Here is a 19,866-nt window from a genome sequence, read left to right on the forward strand (position 1 = left end):
AATGAACCCAATAAACTCAATCAACTATTCACATAATCAACATTATCATTAAATTAGCACCCTTTATATTAAACCATGAACAAATTTTACGGTACAGGGGTAGCCATGGTAACCCCATTTGACGGGAGCGGACAAGTTGATTACCCTGCTCTTAAAAAATTAATCGACCACCTGATTGAGGGTGGCATCGATTACTTAGTTTCATTAGGTACAACCGGCGAAAGCGCCACTTTAAATAAGGACGAGAAGAAGAAGGTTTGGGCATACACTGCCGAAGTTAACAATGGCCGTGTGCCATTGGTTGCCGGCATTGGCGGCAATAACACAGCCGAAGTTGTTGAAGAGATTAAAAACTTCGATACCACCGGCTACGATGCCATTTTATCGGCCAGCCCTAATTATAATAAGCCAACACAACAAGGTATTTATCTGCACTATAAAGCTATTGCTGAGGCTGCACCCCTACCTATTATTTTGTATAATGTACCAAGCCGTACCGGCAGCAACATTGCCGCTGATACTACCGTAAAGCTGGCTAAAGAATTCAAAAACATCATTGCTATCAAAGAAGCTTCTGGTAACTTCGATCAGCTGAACCATATTATGCGTGATAAGCCGGAGGAATTTTTGATGATCTCTGGCGATGACCCGATCTCGTTCCCGATGATTGCTATGGGTGCTGTGGGTGTAATTTCTGTTGTAGGTAATGCTTTGCCTAAACAGTTTTCAACCATGATTGACCTTTGCCTCGAAGGTAAGTTCAAAGAAGCCCAGCATGGCCATTTCGACCTGATTGAATTTACCCGCTTAATGTTTGTTGACGGCAGCCCTGCTGGTGTTAAAACTGCATTAAAAGAGATTGGTGTTTGTGGTGATACGGTACGTTTGCCATTGGTGCAGGTTAATGAGGATATTAAGGGAAAGATTATTGAAGAGACGAAGAGAATAGTTAACGCTTAATCTCCCCTCGTCATTGCGAGGAACGAAGCAATCTCCGACCGATTCACGGTACCTTACATAGCGCAGAATTTACTATGAATGGGTTGTGCAATTATGAACGTCAGTCCCGCTCAATCGCCGCGGGTTGGGCTGTTACTTTTGGCTTGATCCAAAAGTAACCAAAAGATCAAGACGCAAAAAAGCTCCACCGCACAAGCCCACTGCACGGCCACGCTTTTGCGTCTGGGCCATCGCTCCTAATTTCAGACATAAAAGAGAAAGCCTCAAACGTTTCCGTTTGAGGCTTTCTCTTTTATGTTCGGAAAATAAATCCGAAATCGAAACTCCGAAATCCGAAATGATTACAAACTATTGATCCACTTCACCAACTCATCGCGGCCTTTGCCGGTTTTTTGTTGAAGTTTGCCTAACAGTTCGTCGTCCTTGCCTTCTTCGTGTATCAAATCGTCGTCGGTTAAATCACCATAGGCTTGCTTGATCTTGCCTTTCAGCTCGTTCCAACCGCCTTTTAATTCTAACTTGTCCATGTTGTTTTTATATTTAGATGTGTTGGTATAACAGCTCTAAATATATTTGGTTTAACAAATGATTATATTTGTATATGAACTACACAGAATATATTGAAATTAATCCCGAAAAACGCTTTGGTAAGCCCTGCGTTATCGGCACCCGTATTTCTGTATACGATGTATTGAGCTGGATGGCAGAAGGCATGTCAATCAGTGACATTATCGACGATTTTCCGGAGCTTAATGAAATGCAGATTAAAGCCTGCTTAGCTTATTAAGATTTGTTTTTATCTATAATTAAAGTTACTGGATTTGTTTTTAAAGAAATAAAAGGCACCTTTCCAAGTACTGCAAAAATTATAGACGATCGCCTACCTCCATATTTTTCGTTTATCGACGCTCTTATTAATATCTCTTTCTGAATTAAATCGATATATACTTCATTAAATTTTGCTTTCGGGATCCTACTTGCATTACCTTGCGAGCTTATACGCTTCAAGTACTCTTGAGTAACGGCTGTAATCTGTTTTTTGCCACCGTGGGCTAAAACAATTGTTTGTCCTACTAACGGAATTATATGTTCTTCCCAAACTTGATCAAAATCCAGATTACAACCTTTCATATACAATTATCTACAAAGCCCCTGCCTTAATCTCCTCAACAACACTTGGATCTAACAATGTACTGGTATCACCCAGATTAGATGTATCACCTTCGGCAATCTTCCTCAAAATACGGCGCATAATTTTGCCTGAACGTGTTTTAGGCAAGCCGCTTACAAACTGGATTTTATCAGGTTTGGCAATTGGGCCAATAATACGCTGAACGGTCATGATGATATCTTTCTTGTTCAACTCTGCATCGCCATGCTGACCGGGGCTTACCACGAAGGCGTATACACCCTGGCCTTTAATATCGTGCGGGTAACCTACCACGGCCGATTCTACCACGCTGCTGTGCATGTTAATGGCATTCTCTACCTCGGCAGTACCAATGCGGTGACCGGATACGTTGAGCACATCATCAACACGGCCTGTTATTTTATAGTAGCCATCCTCGTCTCGCAAGCAACCATCACCGGTAAAATACATATTTTCGTAAGTGGCAAAATAGGTTTGGCGGCCGCGCTCGTGGTCACCATAAGTGGTACGCAGTATGCCCGGCCAAGGGAACTTAATACAAAGGTTACCGCTTACGCCATTACCTTCAATTTCTTTACCATTCTCATCAACCAAAACAGGCTGAATACCCGGCAAAGGCAATGTAGCATACCCCGGCTTCGTTGGCGTAATACCGGCAATAGGTGTAATCATGTGGCCCCCGTTTTCGGTTTGCCACCAGGTATCAACAATTGGTGCTTTGTTATGCCCGATATGATCATCAAACCAATGCCATGCTTCCTCGTTTATGGGCTCCCCTACCGATCCCAGTACTTTAATCGAACTCAGGTCTTTATCCTTCAAGGGATCTAAGCCAAAGCTCATTAACGAGCGGATAGCCGTAGGTGCGGTATACAGGATGTTTACTTTATATTTATCTACAATATCCCAGAAACGGCCGGCATCTGGATAAGTTGGGATACCTTCAAAAATCAATGTAGTTGCGCCCTGTGAAAGCGGACCGTATACAATATACGAGTGGCCGGTTATCCAGCCAATATCTGCCGTACAGAAATAAACATCGCCGGGGTTATATTGGAATGTATTGGCAAAGGTATAACCTGCATACACCATATAACCGCCACAGGTATGCACCACCCCTTTAGGTTTACCGGTTGAGCCTGATGTATACAGAATGAACAGCATATCCTCGGCATCCATCTCTTCTACCGGGCATTCAGGATTTCCCTGAGTTTCTACTTTCTTAATTTCATCTTCCCACCAAACATCGCGGCCCTTAATCATCGATACCGGGGTACGGCTGCGGGTTAATACAATTACACGTTTAACCGATGGGCATTGCACCAAAGCGTCATCAATTACCGATTTCAGCGGCAAGTCCTTCGTTCCACGGAAACCACCATCGGCAGTAATTACTAAAGCGCACTCTGCATCCTTAATCCTGTCGGCAATTGATTGGGCAGAAAACCCACCAAATACCACCGAGTGGATAGCGCCAATACGGGCACAAGCCAATACGGCTATAGCCAGCTCGGGCAGCATTGGCATGTAAATACAAATACGGTCGCCTTTTTTTACGCCGTTATTTTTCAACACGTTGGCAAATTGGCAAACCTTATCGTGCAGTTGTTTATAGGTTAAAATGCGATGATCTTCGGTTGGGTCGTTAGGCTCCCAGATAATGGCAGGTTTATCGCCCAGGGCATCGAGGTGGCGGTCGAGGCAGTTTTCTGTAATGTTCAGTTTTGCGCCTTCAAACCATTTTACATTGGGTTCTTTGAAGTTCCAGCTTAAAACATTGTCCCATTTTTTACGCCAGTGGAAGTTATCGGCAATGCCAGCCCAAAACTCTTCGGGCTGCTCAACACTATGTTTATAAACCTGGTGGTATTCTTCGAAAGATGAAATTTTCATGTTACTCATGATGGTATATAATGGTGGTGTAAATTAGTAAAATTATGTACATCGGCTATTAATATAAACACATCATTTTATGATATATGTTTACCCTAAAGGCACGAAAATGGTTAATACTTGGCGTTTGGTACATAGAGTGTAGTTTAGCATTAAAACCCTTACAGTTATGTGATAAGTTTTTAATTTAGGGGGTTAAAAACCTTATACCTATGAAACTGCTTATCTCGGCAATACTAATCCTAACAGTTCAATACAGTACCAGGGCACAAACTACGCGCACGTTGTTACAAGGAGAAATTTTATATGGCAAAGTCAAAAAAATTGCAGAGATGCAATACAGGGAAAGGCTTGCAACTGAGCAACCAACCATATTTAATAGTGCCGTTACAGATACTACTTTTTATGACGAAAACGGAAATACAACCGAAAGGCACGTAAAAGCTAATGGTGTTATTTACAATTTTGTATATACTACAGAATTTGATAAGCGCGGCAAAAAGCTTAAAACAACTTGCGACAAGGGAGTTTTAACTTATGACAAAAAGGGCAATATGATAAAGTTTGATCAGTATGATAAAGCAGGCGGTAATTTTATAGCAGAAGACAAACATAAATACGATAGCCATAACAACATGATTGAGTTTACCAGTTACAACAATAAAGGATATCTCACATTCAAAAAGGTTTTTAAGTACAATGATAAAAACCAACCGATTGAAGAAAAAAATTATGCTAATGATGGTACATTGAGTTATACCGTATTTTACACCTATAATGCTTTTGATGAAAATGGCAACTGGACCCAAAGAACTTTATCTGATAAATTCGAGAATGGAGCACAGGGCAGCCCGCTGATTACCACCCGTCAAATCACTTATTATCAATAGACAAGCACTTATTAACATGTGGATATCTTTTTGAATTATTTTTAAGCCAGTGTTGACTATTTGAAATAAAAAGCTGATATTTGCAAACTCTTTTGAGAAAAAGCGTAATCAATTTAAAAGATTTGTCATGTCAAGAATTTGTGATTTAACAGGAAAAAGCCCATTGAGCGGCCATAACGTTTCTAATTCAAACGTTAAGACTAACCGTAAGTTTTATCCTAATTTACAGATCAAGAAGTTTTATATACCCGAAGAAGACAAATGGATCACCTTAAAAGTATCTACTTCAGCTGTGAAAACTATCAGCAAAAACGGTATAACTGCTTGCATCAATAAATTTGTAAAAAAAGGATACATTTAGTAGTGATACATTAAACGTTTTGCGGATACGTAAAATGCTTAATAGTTGAACTGAAGAATTTACTAACGGCGTACCTAACACGTACAAAGTATAACAAGAAAAGAAAATGGCTAAAAAAGGCAACAGAGTTCAGGTAATTTTAGAGTGCACCGAGCATAAAGAGAGCGGTATGCCAGGTATGTCACGTTACATTACCACTAAGAACAAGAAAAATACAACTGAAAGATTAGAGTTAAAGAAATTTAACCCGGTTTTAAGAAAAGTAACCGTTCATAAAGAAATTAAGTAATTATTGGTTATTTGGTGTATTAAGTTATTAAGTGTATTAAGTTTCTAAAAGCCTAATAACTCAATAGCTGATAACTCAATAACTACAAACTAACAAAAAGATGGCAAAGAAAGTAGTTGCAACCCTGAAAACAGGTAAAGGTAAAGAATACTCGAAAGTAATTACAATGATTAAATCACCTAAAACTGGTGCTTATTCATTCAAAGAAGCAATTGTACATAACGATCACGTTAAAGATGCAATCGCTGAGGCTAAATAATTAAGCCTTTACTTTAAAGCATAAAAGCCGTCTTGCATTAGCCAGAGGGCTTTTTTTATTAAGCCAAAATTGGCTCAATAATCAAAATATCGAATACAGAATTCTGAATGCCGAATATCGAAGTATCGTAAAGTTATTTCAATAACAGAGGGATGCGGCTTAATTATTCGCACATTTGCATATCATCACATCTGCACATTAACTATGGGATTATTTGATTTTTTTAAGAAAAAAGAAAGTACACCACTTGAACAGCAGGCGCTGGATACCGGGCTGGAAAAAACGAAAGATAGTTTCCTCTCTAAAATATCCAAAGCCATTGCCGGTAAATCAACTGTTGATGATGATGTGCTCGATGAGCTGGAAGAAATTTTGGTTACCAGCGATGTGGGCGTTACCACTACCCTCAAAATTATTGAGCGGATACAGGAACGCGTTGCCCGCGACAAATATGTAAGCACAAGCGAATTAAATACGCTGCTGCGCGATGAGATCCAACATCTTTTAGCCGAAAACAACAGCAACGATTTTAACAGCTTCGAATATGGCAACCATAAGCCCTATGTAATTATGGTGGTGGGCGTTAACGGTGTAGGTAAAACTACCACCATTGGTAAACTGGCACATCAGTTAAAGCAAGCCGGCAACCAGGTTGTTCTGGGTGCTGCCGATACCTTCCGTGCTGCCGCGGTTGACCAGATCATTCTTTGGGGCGAGCGTGTTGGTGTGCGCGTAGTGGCTCAAGCCATGGGCTCAGACCCTGCTTCGGTTGCTTATGATACCCTGCGTTCGGCAGTATCAAATGGTGATGATGTGGCTATCATAGATACCGCTGGCCGTTTACATAATAAGGTTGGCTTGATGAACGAGCTGACCAAAATTAAAAACGTAATGCAAAAGGTTGTTCCCGGTGCACCGCATGAGATATTGCTGGTACTGGATGCTTCAACCGGACAAAACGCTATTGAACAATGCAAGCAGTTTACCCAGGCAACTGATGTAAACGCCCTTGCCCTAACCAAGCTTGATGGCACTGCCAAAGGCGGTGTGGTTATCGGCATCTCAGATCAGTTTAAGATCCCGGTTAAATACATCGGTGTTGGTGAAGGCATGAATGATTTGCAGTTGTTTGATAGAAAAGCATTCGTGAACAGTTTATTCAATAAATAAGACATACCCTATTTGTCATTGCGAGGTACGAAGCAATCTCCTCGCTTCCAAAGTATGCGACGAGATTGCCACGCTATCGCTCGCAATGACAAATTAGATGATACGTGGAGAAGGATTAAGAAAAGTTAATGAGAACAAAATCAATAGACAAAACAATTATTACCGCCAAACCTCGTGTAAACGTGGTTACTCTTGGCTGCTCTAAAAACACATACGACTCAGAAATACTGATGGGCCAGCTCAAAGGTAACATGTTCGATGTGGTGCATGAGAGCGATCGTGTGGGTAAAAACGATATCGTGGTAATTAATACCTGCGGTTTTATTGATAATGCCAAACAGGAGTCTATCGATACTATTCTTCAATACAGCCAGCTTAAAGATCAGGGCAAAGTGGGCAAGGTAATTGTTACCGGTTGCCTGTCTGAACGCTACAAACCTGAGCTGGAAGCCGAAATACCTAACATTGATAATTACTTCGGTACTAATGATCTGCAAAATTTATTGCAGTCAATCGGTGCCGATTATAAATACGAGTTACTGGGCGAACGCCTTTTAACCACCCCTTCGCACTTTGCCTATTTTAAAATTGCCGAAGGTTGTAACCGCCCATGTTCATTCTGTGCTATCCCGTTAATGCGCGGTAAGCACGTGAGTACACCAATGGATCAGCTGGTTAAAAATGCAGAGTCGCTGGCCAAAAACGGTACGAAGGAATTGATTTTGATTGCCCAGGATTTAACCTATTATGGCCTTGATCTTTACGGTAAACGTAACCTGGATGAGTTGCTTCGCCGCTTGTCTGATGTTAACGGTATCGAGTGGATCCGTTTGCAGTACGCGTACCCTTCTGGCTTCCCAATGGAAATTCTGGATGCGATGAACGAGCGCGATAACATTTGCAAGTACCTGGATATGCCTTTACAGCATATTACAGATAACATGCTGAAATCGATGCGCCGTGGTATTACTAAGCAAAAGACTATTGATATTGTAAATCAAATCCGCGATAAAGTACCGGGCATTGCTATGCGTACCACCTTGATTACGGGTTACCCTGGCGAAACTCAGCAGGATTTTGAAGAAATGGCCCAATGGGTTGAGGATACCAAGTTTGACCGTCTGGGTTGTTTCACCTACTCGCACGAAGAAAAAACCGCTGCCCATAACCTTGTTGACGATGTGCCTGAAGAGGTAAAACAAGACCGCGCCGACGCCATTATGGAAATTCAGCAAGGTATTTCGTTCGACAAGAATCAGGAGAAGATCGGCAATACTTACAAAGTATTGATCGACAAAATGGAAGGCGGATACTTTGCAGGCCGTACCCAATACGATTCGCCGGAGGTTGATAACGAGGTTTTGATCGATGCCACTACGCAATATGCTACTATCGGTACATTTGTAAATGTGAAGATTGATAACGCCGAGGACTTCGATCTTTATGGACAAATTGTAAAATAAACCACTTAGACAGTCGGCATTCTTTTTTGTTGATTTTAAAATATAATTTCGAATCCTTTATCAAGGTCAAGAAATATTGATGTTCAAAATAGAAAATCCGAAATTGAACATTCGAAATCCGAAATTAAACAATGGATGCTACCAGTATTACCTACAAAGACACCGGCTACTTTTCGAAAACGGTTACTGATTACTTAGAAGATCAACCAGATCTCCGTTCGTTTTATTCGTACCGCCCGGATCTGAAAGGGTTTGCCGAAATATTCAACGATAAAAAAGTAACTGCCGACCGCCCTTTACTGGTAGAAGTACTTACTCAACAATATCAAAGCATAACTGCTGTTAATGCAGAAGCTGTTATCCCCACAGAAAACATTGCTGCATTAGCTAATGAAAATACTTACACCGTTACTACCGGCCATCAGCTTAATATTTTTGCCGGTCCGCTGTTTTTCATTTATAAGATAGTAACAGCTATTAAGTTGTCACGCCAGTTAAAAGAAGCTTTCCCTGATAAAAACTTCGTTCCTGTTTACTGGATGGCTACCGAAGATCACGACTTTGCCGAGATCAACTATACCAACGTAGGTGGCAAAAAAGTGCAATGGGGCTTGGATGCTGCTGGTGCCACCGGCCGTTTAAATACCAAAACTATTCGCGATGCCCTTAACCAATATAAAGGTGTTTTGGGCATGGAAGGCCACGGCGCAGAACTGGCCGAAATTATGGAAACAGCTTATGCCAAATTTGATAATCTGGCAGATAGCACCCGTTATTTAGCCAATGCACTGTTTGGCCAATATGGCTTAGTGATTATTGATGCTGCTGATAGCCGCCTGAAAAAACACTTTGCCGATATTATCACCCGCGACATCATTGAGCAAAACAGCTATAAGCAAATTATGGCGACTACGGCTTTGCTACAATCGCTTAATGTACATATACAGGTTAATCCACGCGAGATCAACTTTTTCTATCTAACCGAAGGCCTGCGCGAACGCATTGTTTTTGAGAACGATCGCTACCAGATTCTAAATACCGAGATCAGTTTCAGCGAAGCAGAACTTCGCACAGAGATTAACGAACATCCCGAACGCTTTAGCCCCAACGTGGCTATGCGCCCGCTATACCAGGAATACATTTTACCTAACTTGGCCTATATTGGTGGTGGCGGCGAGTTAGTTTACTGGCTTGAGCTAAAGGCTAATTTCGATCATTATCAGATCGATTTCCCTCTACTGATCCTCCGTAACTCCGGCCTGGTAATGAGCAAGGAAACTGCCAACAAGGTTAAAAAAATGGGCTTATGCCATGTAGAACTGTTTAAGAGCACAGATGACATTAAAAGTGCCTGGGTTAAAAAACATACCGAACATGATTTATCCCTCCGCGACGAATGGCGTGAACTGAGCCTCATCTTCGAAAAAATAAAACTACGTGCCTGCAAGATAGATGAAACCCTATCTCCATCAGCAGCAGCCGTACAAGCGCGCCTTAAACACGCCATAGATAACCTCGAAAAGAAATTGCTCCGCGCTGAGAAACGCAACTACAGCACCCGCCTGGAACAAATAGACAGCATCAAAGCCGATCTATTCCCCGGCGATGGTTTGCAGGAGCGTAACGAAAACTTTGGCCTTTTCTACGTAAAATATGGCCAGGCTTTTATTGATGAATTGATCAATAATTTCGAGCCCCTGGAGTTTAAGTTTAATGTACTGACGGCGTAAAACTATTTTTTTGTCATTGCGAGGAGTGTAACGACGTGGCAATCTCGTAGCTATACAGATCGAATAAGGGTTGACGACGGGATTGCCACGCTATCGCTCGCAATGACAAAAATATAGCGAAGCACTTATTATCTTTGCTCCATGCTCATCTCCCCATCTATCCTCCGCACCTTTGCCCAAAATATATTCTTAGCTATTGGCTGCTCACAAAAACACGCTGTGCTTGCTGCCGATGTATTGCTTAAAGCAGATCTTCGCGGTATCGATTCACACGGCGTTGCCCGCTTAAGCGGCTATGTAAGGCTATGGGAGAAAAAGCGGATTAACGCTACACCCAATATCCGAATAGTTCATGAAACTGCTACCACTGCTACTGTAGATGGTGATGCTGGATTGGGTTTAGTTGTTGCTCCATTTGCTATGCAAATTGCTATTGAAAAAGCCGAAAAATATGGATCGGGCTGGGTTGCGGTGCGCAATTCTAACCACTTTGGCATTGCGGGTTATCACGCGCTGATGGCGGTTGAAAAAGACATGATCGGTTATGCTTTAACTAACGCCAGTCCGCTGGTAGCACCTACATTTTCTAACGAGCGCATGCTGGGTACCAATCCTATTTGCTATGCTTTCCCTGCCGGTAAATATCCACCTGTTATTGTTGATATGGCAACTTCTGCTGCCGCCAATGGCAAGCTGGAAATTGCGCAGCGCAAAGGTATCAATGTGCCCGAAGGGTGGATTCAGGATAAACAGGGCAACGCTGTAACCGATCCGCATAGTTTAAAATCTGGTGGCTCTTTATTGCCTTTGGGTAGCGATCGTGATCATGGCAGCCATAAAGGTTTTGGATTGGGGTCGATAGTAGATATTTTATCAGGTGTGCTATCCGGCGCGGCTTACGGACCATGGGTGCCGCCATTTGTAGCATTTTTAGAGCCATCTGCAAACCCTCCAGGACAAGGCATTGGGCATTTTGTTGGTGCCATGCGGGTAGATGGTTTCCGGCCGGCGCAGGATTTTAAGGATAACCTTGATAACTGGATAGAGCGTTTTAAATCTGCCGAAAGAATCGACCCAAACCAAAAAGTAATCATCCCCGGCGAACCCGAACTGGAAGCTGAAATCGACCGTATAAAAAACGGCATCCCGCTTGTAGATGCCGTAGTAAATGATTTGAATGAGTTGGCGGTGAGGTTTGGAGTAGAGCCGTTGAGGTAATATTAAATAAAACCGTCATTGCGAGGTACGAAGCAATCGCGAACTTTACAGAGCGGTTCTGTAGGTCGGGGATTGCTTCGTTCCTCGCAATGACGTGTACGGCGTTGGCCTTGCGCGATTCCCCTCTTGAGAGGGGTGCAGGGGTGTGTCCTTTATTGAATAACACACTCCGCCAATTGAAGCGTCCACGCTTCAATTCTTTATTAAGTAAGCGTCCACGCTTACGGATATTCATGAGCGTGGACGCTCATTGCAAACTTAAGTTCAAGCGTGGACGCTTGAACCGGCGACTTCTCTAATCAACCAACACCCCGATATAATAATTAAAAGTATCTACCTCCAGATTATCCTTAGTTAAACCGGCAACGTCAATAGGCTTAAACGACCTTGTAGGTTTAATGTATTGATATTGGCCGCCCTTAATTTTAATGCGTACCGGCATTTCGAAATTATCCACATCTGCAACCCAGCGGGCATAGGTTTTACCATCATTAAATCTGAACTCTAAAGTTGGGATATTTACGTGGCGCAGGTATTGGTTAAATACCGGCGTTAAATCCATACCTGTTTGTTGGTTAATGTAGCCAACAATTTGTTCGGTAGTTACTGTTTGATGGTAGAAGGTTTTATTTAATCCACGAAGAATGGAACGCCATTTTTCATCATCATTAATCGTCATGCGGATCATATTAAGCAGGTTGCCACCTTTATCATACATATCGCCCGAACCATCTTCGTTCACGCCATAGTGTGCAATAATGGGTTCTTTGTTCTGGATTAAATGACGCTGACCATGGGTGTACTCCTGCCCGGCTTGCTTACCCCAGATACTCTCGGTAAATAAAGCTTCCGAATAATTGGTAAAGCTTTCATGAATCCAGCTATCAGCCAAATCTTTCGAAGTAATATTATTGCCGAACCATTCATGTCCGCTTTCATGCACAATGATAAAATCCCATTTCGTGCCCCAGCCGGTCTGCGAGCGGTCGCTACCTAAGTAGCCGTTTCTATACTTGTTACCATAAGCAACAGCGCTCTGGTGCTCCATACCTAAATGAGGGGTTTCAACCAATTTATAGCCATCCTCATAGAAAGGATACGGGCCGAACCAATGTTCAAAAGCTTTTAACATCGGCTTCACATCACGGCCGAATTGTTTTTTGGCTTTCTCGAGGTTGTAAGGCAGTACCCAGTAATCCAAAGTCAGCTTGCCTTTTTCTCCATTGTATTCATCGCTAAAGTGTGTATAATCGGCAATGTTGGCTGCTATATCATAGTTATTGATTGGGTTGCTTACAAACCAATCGAAACGAGTATATCCATCATTAAGCTTCGTCACTTTACGCAAACGGCCGTTTGATACATCCTTTAAACCATTTGGCACTGAGATGCTGATCAGTACACTATCCACTTCATCTGCCTGCTGATCTTTATTAGGCCACCACACGCTGGCACCCAAGCCCTGGCAGGCCGAGGCTACCCAGGGCTTGCCTAATGAATCTGTAGTAAATACAATCCCGCCATCCCAGGGTGCGTGCTTAGCCACGGTTGGATTGCCAGAATAGTAAACCGTAAACTCATCCTTTGCACCTTGCTTAATGGCTTGTGGGAAGGTTACAAACACAGCGTTAAACTCACGGGTATAAGGCAGCTCTTTACCTTTATAAATGATCTTCTCTACCTTCAAATTAGCGAATAGATCAAACTGTAGTTTATCAAAATCACGCGTAGCGGTGAACTTAAACAGATTGCTTCCGCTGATGAATTTCTGATCGATATTAAACTTCACATCAAGGTGATAGTAATTAATATCATAGCAGGTACGCAACGGGCTGGTTAATGATCCGCGCAGGGTATCAGCATGGGTAAACTCTGGTGTACTTTGCAGCAATTGTGCATTGGCCGTAAACGAAACAAGAGCGGCAAAGGCCGCTCCTGTTAGTATTGCTTTTAATTTAAGCATTGTATATTATTTTATAACCTGTACATCAACATAGCTGTCGTTATAAACAGTTTCTGTTGCTTTTACGTAATCGCTTTCGTTTGCTTTGTAAGGGTTAGCTACAAAGGTTTGCGGGTTACGTGCAAACAATGGGAAAGCTGTGCTTTGTACCTGGATCATGATGCGGTGACCTTTTTTGAAGGTATGCAGTACATCTTGCAAACGTACATTAACATCAGTTTTTTGTCCGGGAACCATAGCCTCTGGTTTCTCGAAGCTGTTGCGGAAACGTGCCGGCATAATTTCAGAACGCACCATTTGCCAGTAGTTGCTCAGGGTGATGTTTTTGTTCGGCATGTAATCGTTGTTTTTCTCATCCATTGGATACACGTCGATCAGCTTCACGATATAATCTGCGTCCGTGCTGCTGTTAGCCACTTTAAGGTGGGCCATAATCTGCCCGCCCAGGGTTACATCGTCAGTTAAAACTTCTGACTGATAAACCAGCACATCTGTACGGCGGCCGGCAAAACGCTGATCTTCGCTCATGTAATTGTGCGGCGTAAAGCCCATAGTAGTGGTATTATCCTCAGTATAAGGAACCGGTTTCAATGGATCGCTCACATAAGAAACCGAACCACTTGAAGCAGGCTGGCTGTTAGCTAATTTACCATCAGCACTCAGGAATAATTTTTGGCTGGTTGCATTGGCAGCAGGCCATTGTGCAAATTTCTCCCATTCTTTTTTACCTGTATCGTACATGTAGGCTTTAGGCAAATCAGAAGTTTTTTTGTCGCCATCACCTTTCAGGAAATGCTCGAAGAATTTAGCCTCGATGTCTTTTTGGTAGAAGGTAGCAATGCTATCGCCAAAGTATACGTTGCTGTGCATGGTGTGTCCTGTCTCGCGCGACCAGCGGCCGTGACCGAATGGCCCCATCACAATCGTATTATAAGCATTAGGATCTGTTTTGTTGATCTTTTTAAACATATCCAGCGGACCACTTAAATCTTCGGCATCGTACCATCCGCCTACAAACATTACCGCAGGCATTACCTTACCGTAGTGTTGGGTTAAACCACGTGCTTTCCAAAACTCATCGTAGTTAGGGTGGTTAACGGTTTCCTGCCAGTAGAAGTTATCTTTGTAATATTTATCAGCATTTTTCAGCGGACCCATATCCAGTAAAAACTGGTAACCATCTTTAGTACCTGCTTTAATATTTTGGTCGTTATACCATGCTTTGCTGGTGGTATCTTTCTTTTGCACACCAAAAACAGGGTAGGTAAAGAAATAGCTCTCTAACAAAGCACCATTATGATGAAAATCATCGAACCAAAAATCAGAAATTGGTGCCTGTGGCGATGAAGCTTTCAGCGCCGGGTGGTTTGAAAGGATACCTGCCGCAGTATAGAAGCCCGGATATGAGATACCCCACTGCCCTACACGGCCATTGTTATTAGCTACGTTTTTAACCAGCCAGTCAATGGTATCGTAGGTATCAGAACCCTCGTCTACATCTTTTTTAGATTTTTTATTGTCGATAACCGGGGTCATATTAGTCCAGGTACCTTCGCTTTTGTAGCGGCCGCGCACATCCTGGTAAACCACAATGTAGCCCTCTTTCATCATCGTTTCAGACGGGCCTAAACGTGCCGGGATTTTATCTTCGCCATAAGGGGCAATGCTGTAGCAGGTACGCTGCATTACAATCGGGTATTTCTTTTTCGCCGACGCATCCTTCGGTGTATAGATTGCGGTGAACAGTTTAATACCATCGCGCATGGTAATGTAAACTTCTTTTTTGGTGTAGTTTTCTTTAGCGTAGGATGACGCTGGAGGAGTGCTTTGCGCCTGGGTTACCACGTTGGCAACCAATAAGGCCAGCACTAAAACATAAATTTTCTTCATGAACTGTACAAGTTGGTAAGTTAGTGAAGCTAAAATATAAAGTAAAACTGATTTAATAACTATTTAAAAATAGTTAATGCATCTAAGTTGCACTAAACACCGGAATTGTATTAAAATTATTACGAATGGCTGGTAAAACAACGTATTACAAACTAACAATATGCTAACAAAACACCATAAGCATATTCGCTATATTTGATTATCCTCAAATCACAAATCCAATATTTATGGCAAAGTTTTTTGATACCATCCTGCCAAACCATGCTAAGTTTATCGAGCATCAGAAAATGTTTTTTGTGGCCTCTGCCCCACTAAGTGCTGATGGGCATGTTAATGTTCGCCCAAGGGACTGGATAGTTTCCGTATCCTCAACGCTAATAAAGTTGCTTACATGGATATCACCGGCAGCGGCAATGAAACGTCGGCACATATTCTGGAAAATGGCCGCATTACTATTATGTTCTGCGCCTTTGATGGTGCACCTAATATTATGCGTCTGTTTGGAAAAGGCCGTACGGTTTTGCCCGAAGATGCAGAGTGGGGGGAACTATCGTCACTATTTGTGCTTCACCCATCAACCCGGCAAATTATTGTGGTTGATGTTGATATCGTGCAAACTTCCTGCGGTTTCGGTGTACCGTTTTATGAATATACTGGCGAAAGGGATCAATCATACAAATGGGCCGAGAACAAAGGCGAAGATGGTTTACTGTCTTACCGCGAGGAGAAAAACAGGGTGAGCCTGGATGGCTTGCCTACTGCTATGTTTTAATTGCTAATTACCGGCAAGTATCAATTTTAGATACCTCGTAAAAATACCACAAACCTACTCCTCTTGCTATATTGATACGATTTGATCGGAAAACATTATTAATTCCATCGTCATATCATATACTTTTTACGTTTTTAGCTTTTTATTATTTCATACATTTGCAACCAATATTAAAAACCTACTATGCAGTACGATGTGATTGTTATCGGCTCGGGACCAGGTGGCTATGTGGCTGCCATCCGTTGTGCCCAGCTTGGCTTAAGAACAGCCTGTATCGAAAAATATTCAACTTTTGGTGGCACCTGCTTAAATGTGGGTTGTATTCCTTCAAAAGCATTACTTGATTCTTCTGAACATTATTATAATGCTTCGCACACCTTTAAAACCCACGGTATTAATCTGGACAATTTAAAGGTTGATTTTGAACAAATGATTAAAAGGAAAAGCGAAGTGGTAGCACAAACTACCGGCGGTATTTCTTTCCTGTTCAAAAAAAATAAAATTACTTCTTTCCAGGGTATGGGTTCATTTGTGGACAAGAATACCATTAAGATTACCAAACCAGATGGCTCTGAAGAAACCATTGTTGGCAAAAATGTGATCATCGCTACCGGTTCAAAACCATCGAGCCTGCCGTTTTTACCAATCGATAAAAAACGTATTATTACTTCTACCGAAGCTTTAACGCTTACAGAGGTTCCTAAACATTTAATCCTAATTGGTGGTGGTGTTATTGGTTTGGAACTTGGTTCTGTTTATGCCCGCTTAGGTGCTAAAGTTTCTGTGATCGAGTACATGGATTCTATTATCCCAACCATGGATAAATCGTTGGGTAAAGAATTGCAGAAGGTATTGGCTAAACAGGGTATGGAATTTTACCTTGGCCATAAAGTTACCGGCGCTTCTGTTAAAGGCAGCACAGTTACTGTTACTTTTGATTCGCCTAAAAACGAGAAGAAAGAACTAAAAGGCGACTACTGCCTAGTTGCTGTAGGCCGTGTTGCTTATACCGATAAATTAGGTTTAGAAAATATTGGTATTACTGTTGAAGAGCGTGGCCGTAAAATTACGGTTGATGAGCACCTGGAAACCAGCGTTAAAGGCGTTTACGCTATTGGCGATGTGGTTCGTGGCGCTATGCTTGCCCACAAGGCCGAAGACGAGGGTACTTTTGTAGCCGAGATCATTGCCGGACAAAAACCACACATTAATTATAACCTGATACCGGGTGTAGTTTATACCTGGCCTGAAGTTGCCAGCGTTGGATATACCGAAGAGCAGCTGAAAGAAAAAGGCACCAAGTTTAAGCTGGGTGTGTTCCCTTTCAAAGCCAGCGGACGTGCCCGTGCCAGCATGGACACCGACGGTTTTGTTAAAGTATTAGCCGATGAAACTACCGATGAGATTTTAGGCGTACACATGATCGGTCCGCGTGCGGCTGATATGATTGCCGAAGCCGTAGTTGCGATGGAGTACCGTGCCAGCGCCGAAGATATTTCGCGCATGAGCCACGCCCACCCAACTTATACCGAAGCCATCCGCGAAGCTTGCTTAGATGCAACGGCTAAGCGTGCGATACATATTTAGTGAGTGGTGAGCAGTTGATTGGGTGAGTAGTTGCCTGGTTGATTAAGTTATTAAAAGGTTGCAAGAACATATCTTGCAACCTTTTGTATTTTTAGAAAGATTTCAATCCAGCCCGTCATTGCGAGATACGAAGCAATCGCGAACTTTACAGAGCAGCTCTGTAGGTTGGAGATTGCTTCGTACCTCGCAATGACGGGTTTGAGATTAGACAAAATAAATGAACATAATCATCTACATATCCACCACTCTCCTCACCATTGTCTTAATGGAGGTACTTTCATGGGCTATGCACAAATACCTATTCCACGGTCCGCTATGGTTTATCCATAAAACGCATCACGGGCATGGCAAGCACAAATGGTTTGAGTTGAATGATCTGTTTAGTATCCTCTTCGCCTCACTTTCCTTATGGCTAATGTGGGCCGGGCATTTTACTTCAGATTATCGCTTATGGATTGGCATTGGTATTAGCTTGTACGGCATCATTTATTTCATCTTCCACGATTGGTTTATTCATAACCGCTTTAAGCCGTTTAAAACCAATAATAGCTATTTACTGAATATCCGTAGGGCGCATAAAATTCATCATAAAAGCATGGAGAAATGGCCAAGTGAAGAATTTGGGTTGTTGGTGGCGAGGAAGAGGTATGAGAAGAAGTAAATTGCTATATACTAAGGGGCTGTCATGCTGAGGCACTCGAAGTATGGTGCAGAGGGCCGACGCTTATGCTTCGAGCGCCTCAGCATGACAACGCGCTTGCCTGCTTTTACAGTCAGCGTGTGGGATGCCGAAACAAGTTCACTGTTGTCCGGTAAAAAATGAAGGAGATAGTAAAAGAGGCATTGAGTGGGTTTTAGAGGGATTAAGTTTTAAAACCAAATTGTGAGCCCCCTAATTTTAATTGCTTTTCCCCGGTGATTGTAGTGGACAGCCTTTCAGGATCGTTCAGAAAATTGAATAGATGTATATAACTCATCAGATGTAACCTGATAATAGCACTCAAATTGGAGAAAGCCCATTTCCTTTTAAGTTGAACCTGTACAAGTTTAATGAGCAGGTCGGCAATAAAAGCACCCCATATTTGGATCTTGATCGCATTTTCATTGTCTCCCAGGAAGTATTTGAGGGGGAAGTTTTGTTTGATCCTTTTAAACAGGATCTCGATTTGCCAGCGTTTTCTATAAAGATCAGCTATCTGTAGTGGTGATAATGAAAAGTTATTAGTGAGGAATTCAAATTTTCTGGCTTTTTGCTTATCGAAAAAGGTAATTTGACGGCTTTTAAGCTTGATTTTTTTACGATGGGTGCGTGTGCCGAGGGTGATCAAACGGTCAGCAATTATACCAGATGCCTTGTCTTCAGGGCTAACTTCATTTGAACCAGTAACCACATACCGGGCATCTTTTTTCTGGCGGGTGACAAAAAATACCCCTTCATTAGTTAAACGTTCATATTGACTGTAATCTACATAGCCTTTATCAAAAACGATAAATGAACCGGCTTCCAGGTTGATCTCCTTTAGAAAGGTCATATCATTTGCACTCGCTGCCGTGAAACTAACCTGAATGGCAACGTCATCGGTTGCATCGATCAGCGTATGTACTTTAATACCGCCTTTCCTTTTACCGTTGAACTTACCCGGACTGGGGGCTTTGAGTATTTGTTGAAACAAAGTGATGGTAGAGGCATCCGCTATAAAAAGTTTGAGGTTATTTACCGACCGGCTGTCCGGTAAAAGTTGCTTATGCCTGCGATAAATCTGCTCATATAATAACTCGAAAACCTTATAGGAACGTTTCATATTGGCATCGCATAGTGTGCTCCTTCCCGGCGCCTTTTGTATACCTGCATGTTCGAGTTTATTACTACAGGCTTTCATCCCGCTAACCACTTCCCGGCTGCTTGTACACTTGTTTAACACACAATAAAGCATGGTGACTAAATGTGTATGCGTATCAAAATAACGATAATAACGGTCATATTGTCCCGCTCTTGCCAATGCCTTTACTGAATTGCGGTCAATCAAATTCAGCAGCTGATTCAATACCGGCTGTCCGGTAAAAAAAGTACTTTTGCCCATGTTGAATATTGAAGTGTGGTAACTCTAATATCAACACAAAAAAGGGGTAGCCGAAAAGCTACCCCTTATCTTTTTCAAAAAAATCGTTTACCGGACAACAGTGAAACAAGTTCGGCATGACGGTGTAATATATTGGAATGAAAAGAATGTTTAATAAATAAATTCCGAAATTCGCAATCCGACATCCGAA

General features: G+C 42.2%; 19 protein-coding genes. 13 read left to right on the top strand and 6 right to left on the bottom strand.

The annotated features are described in order from the left end of the window. The first annotated feature begins 75 nt into the window (after positions 1-75). On the top strand, positions 76-960 hold the full coding sequence (gene dapA, locus PQO05_RS21225) for a 4-hydroxy-tetrahydrodipicolinate synthase (RefSeq protein ID WP_273629456.1): 885 nt from the start codon (positions 76-78) through the stop codon (positions 958-960). Positions 961-1,301: 341 nt separating this feature from the next. Here dapA and PQO05_RS21230 read toward each other — a convergent pair whose 3' ends face one another. Beyond that, positions 1,302-1,487 (bottom strand): CsbD family protein, encoded by a 186-nt coding sequence (locus PQO05_RS21230; RefSeq protein WP_273629457.1) that lies wholly within the window; start codon positions 1,485-1,487, stop codon positions 1,302-1,304. 74 nt (positions 1,488-1,561) lie between these two features. On the opposite strand from PQO05_RS21230, the gene PQO05_RS21235 reads away from it, so the two are divergent. Continuing rightward, entirely contained in the window at positions 1,562-1,747 is a 186-nt protein-coding gene (locus PQO05_RS21235) for a DUF433 domain-containing protein (RefSeq protein ID WP_273629458.1), read from the top strand. Here PQO05_RS21235 and PQO05_RS21240 read toward each other — a convergent pair. Then, the gene (locus PQO05_RS21240) at positions 1,744-2,091 is read right to left on the bottom strand and encodes a hypothetical protein (protein WP_273629459.1); all 348 of its coding nucleotides are present in this window, start codon (positions 2,089-2,091) and stop codon (positions 1,744-1,746) included. The genes PQO05_RS21235 and PQO05_RS21240 overlap by 4 nt on opposite strands. A gap of 10 nt (positions 2,092-2,101) precedes the next feature. Continuing rightward, complete coding sequence (gene acs, locus PQO05_RS21245; protein ID WP_420490367.1) at positions 2,102-4,012, bottom strand: acetate--CoA ligase; 1,911 nt, start codon at positions 4,010-4,012, stop codon at positions 2,102-2,104. 203 nt (positions 4,013-4,215) lie between these two features. Here acs and PQO05_RS21250 point away from each other — a divergent pair, with 203 nt between their 5' ends. The 8 genes from PQO05_RS21250 to PQO05_RS21285 all read left to right on the top strand — a co-directional run bounded on the left by PQO05_RS21250 (position 4,216) and on the right by PQO05_RS21285 (position 11,383). Continuing rightward, a complete protein-coding gene (locus PQO05_RS21250) occupies positions 4,216-4,893 on the top strand; it encodes a hypothetical protein (protein ID WP_273629460.1) in 678 nt (225 codons plus the stop codon). 127 nt (positions 4,894-5,020) lie between these two features. Beyond that, positions 5,021-5,254: a 50S ribosomal protein L28 gene (rpmB, locus tag PQO05_RS21255; protein ID WP_074490315.1), complete on the top strand. Its 234-nt coding sequence runs from the start codon at positions 5,021-5,023 to the stop codon at positions 5,252-5,254. A 106-nt stretch (positions 5,255-5,360) separates the two neighbouring features. Beyond that, on the top strand, positions 5,361-5,543 hold the full coding sequence (gene rpmG, locus PQO05_RS21260; RefSeq protein ID WP_074490316.1) for a 50S ribosomal protein L33: 183 nt from the start codon (positions 5,361-5,363) through the stop codon (positions 5,541-5,543). Positions 5,544-5,643: 100 nt separating this feature from the next. Next, the gene (locus PQO05_RS21265; RefSeq protein WP_174313783.1) at positions 5,644-5,802 is read left to right on the top strand and encodes a DUF4295 domain-containing protein; all 159 of its coding nucleotides are present in this window, start codon (positions 5,644-5,646) and stop codon (positions 5,800-5,802) included. Positions 5,803-6,006: 204 nt separating this feature from the next. Continuing rightward, the gene (gene ftsY / locus PQO05_RS21270) at positions 6,007-6,972 is read left to right on the top strand and encodes a signal recognition particle-docking protein FtsY (protein WP_273629461.1); all 966 of its coding nucleotides are present in this window, start codon (positions 6,007-6,009) and stop codon (positions 6,970-6,972) included. A gap of 128 nt (positions 6,973-7,100) precedes the next feature. Beyond that, positions 7,101-8,435: a 30S ribosomal protein S12 methylthiotransferase RimO gene (gene rimO, locus PQO05_RS21275; protein WP_273629462.1), complete on the top strand. Its 1,335-nt coding sequence runs from the start codon at positions 7,101-7,103 to the stop codon at positions 8,433-8,435. Positions 8,436-8,566: 131 nt separating this feature from the next. Beyond that, a complete protein-coding gene (gene bshC / locus PQO05_RS21280; RefSeq protein WP_273629463.1) occupies positions 8,567-10,165 on the top strand; it encodes a bacillithiol biosynthesis cysteine-adding enzyme BshC in 1,599 nt (532 codons plus the stop codon). A 141-nt stretch (positions 10,166-10,306) separates the two neighbouring features. Beyond that, complete coding sequence (locus PQO05_RS21285; protein WP_273629464.1) at positions 10,307-11,383, top strand: Ldh family oxidoreductase; 1,077 nt, start codon at positions 10,307-10,309, stop codon at positions 11,381-11,383. A gap of 295 nt (positions 11,384-11,678) precedes the next feature. Here the strand turns inward: PQO05_RS21285 and PQO05_RS21290 are convergent, their stop codons facing one another. Continuing rightward, entirely contained in the window at positions 11,679-13,346 is a 1,668-nt protein-coding gene (locus tag PQO05_RS21290) for a M1 family metallopeptidase (protein WP_273629465.1), read from the bottom strand. Positions 13,347-13,352: 6 nt separating this feature from the next. Continuing rightward, on the bottom strand, positions 13,353-15,236 hold the full coding sequence (locus PQO05_RS21295; protein WP_273629466.1) for a CocE/NonD family hydrolase: 1,884 nt from the start codon (positions 15,234-15,236) through the stop codon (positions 13,353-13,355). Positions 15,237-15,627: 391 nt separating this feature from the next. Here PQO05_RS21295 and PQO05_RS21300 point away from each other — a divergent pair, with 391 nt between their 5' ends. The 3 genes from PQO05_RS21300 to PQO05_RS21310 all read left to right on the top strand — a co-directional run bounded on the left by PQO05_RS21300 (position 15,628) and on the right by PQO05_RS21310 (position 18,256). Next, a complete protein-coding gene (locus tag PQO05_RS21300; RefSeq protein WP_273629467.1) occupies positions 15,628-16,008 on the top strand; it encodes a hypothetical protein in 381 nt (126 codons plus the stop codon). A gap of 183 nt (positions 16,009-16,191) precedes the next feature. Further along, a complete protein-coding gene (lpdA, locus tag PQO05_RS21305) occupies positions 16,192-17,595 on the top strand; it encodes a dihydrolipoyl dehydrogenase (protein ID WP_273629468.1) in 1,404 nt (467 codons plus the stop codon). Between the two features lie 217 nt (positions 17,596-17,812). Beyond that, positions 17,813-18,256 (top strand): sterol desaturase family protein, encoded by a 444-nt coding sequence (locus PQO05_RS21310; RefSeq protein ID WP_273629469.1) that lies wholly within the window; start codon positions 17,813-17,815, stop codon positions 18,254-18,256. Between the two features lie 202 nt (positions 18,257-18,458). Here PQO05_RS21310 and PQO05_RS21315 read toward each other — a convergent pair whose 3' ends face one another. Beyond that, complete coding sequence (locus tag PQO05_RS21315) at positions 18,459-19,676, bottom strand: IS4 family transposase (RefSeq protein ID WP_273629247.1); 1,218 nt, start codon at positions 19,674-19,676, stop codon at positions 18,459-18,461. Positions 19,677-19,866 lie beyond the last annotated feature (190 nt).

It is taken from the genome of Mucilaginibacter jinjuensis (genome assembly GCF_028596025.1).
In the GTDB taxonomy this organism is placed as follows: Bacteria; Bacteroidota; Bacteroidia; order Sphingobacteriales; family Sphingobacteriaceae; genus Mucilaginibacter; species Mucilaginibacter jinjuensis.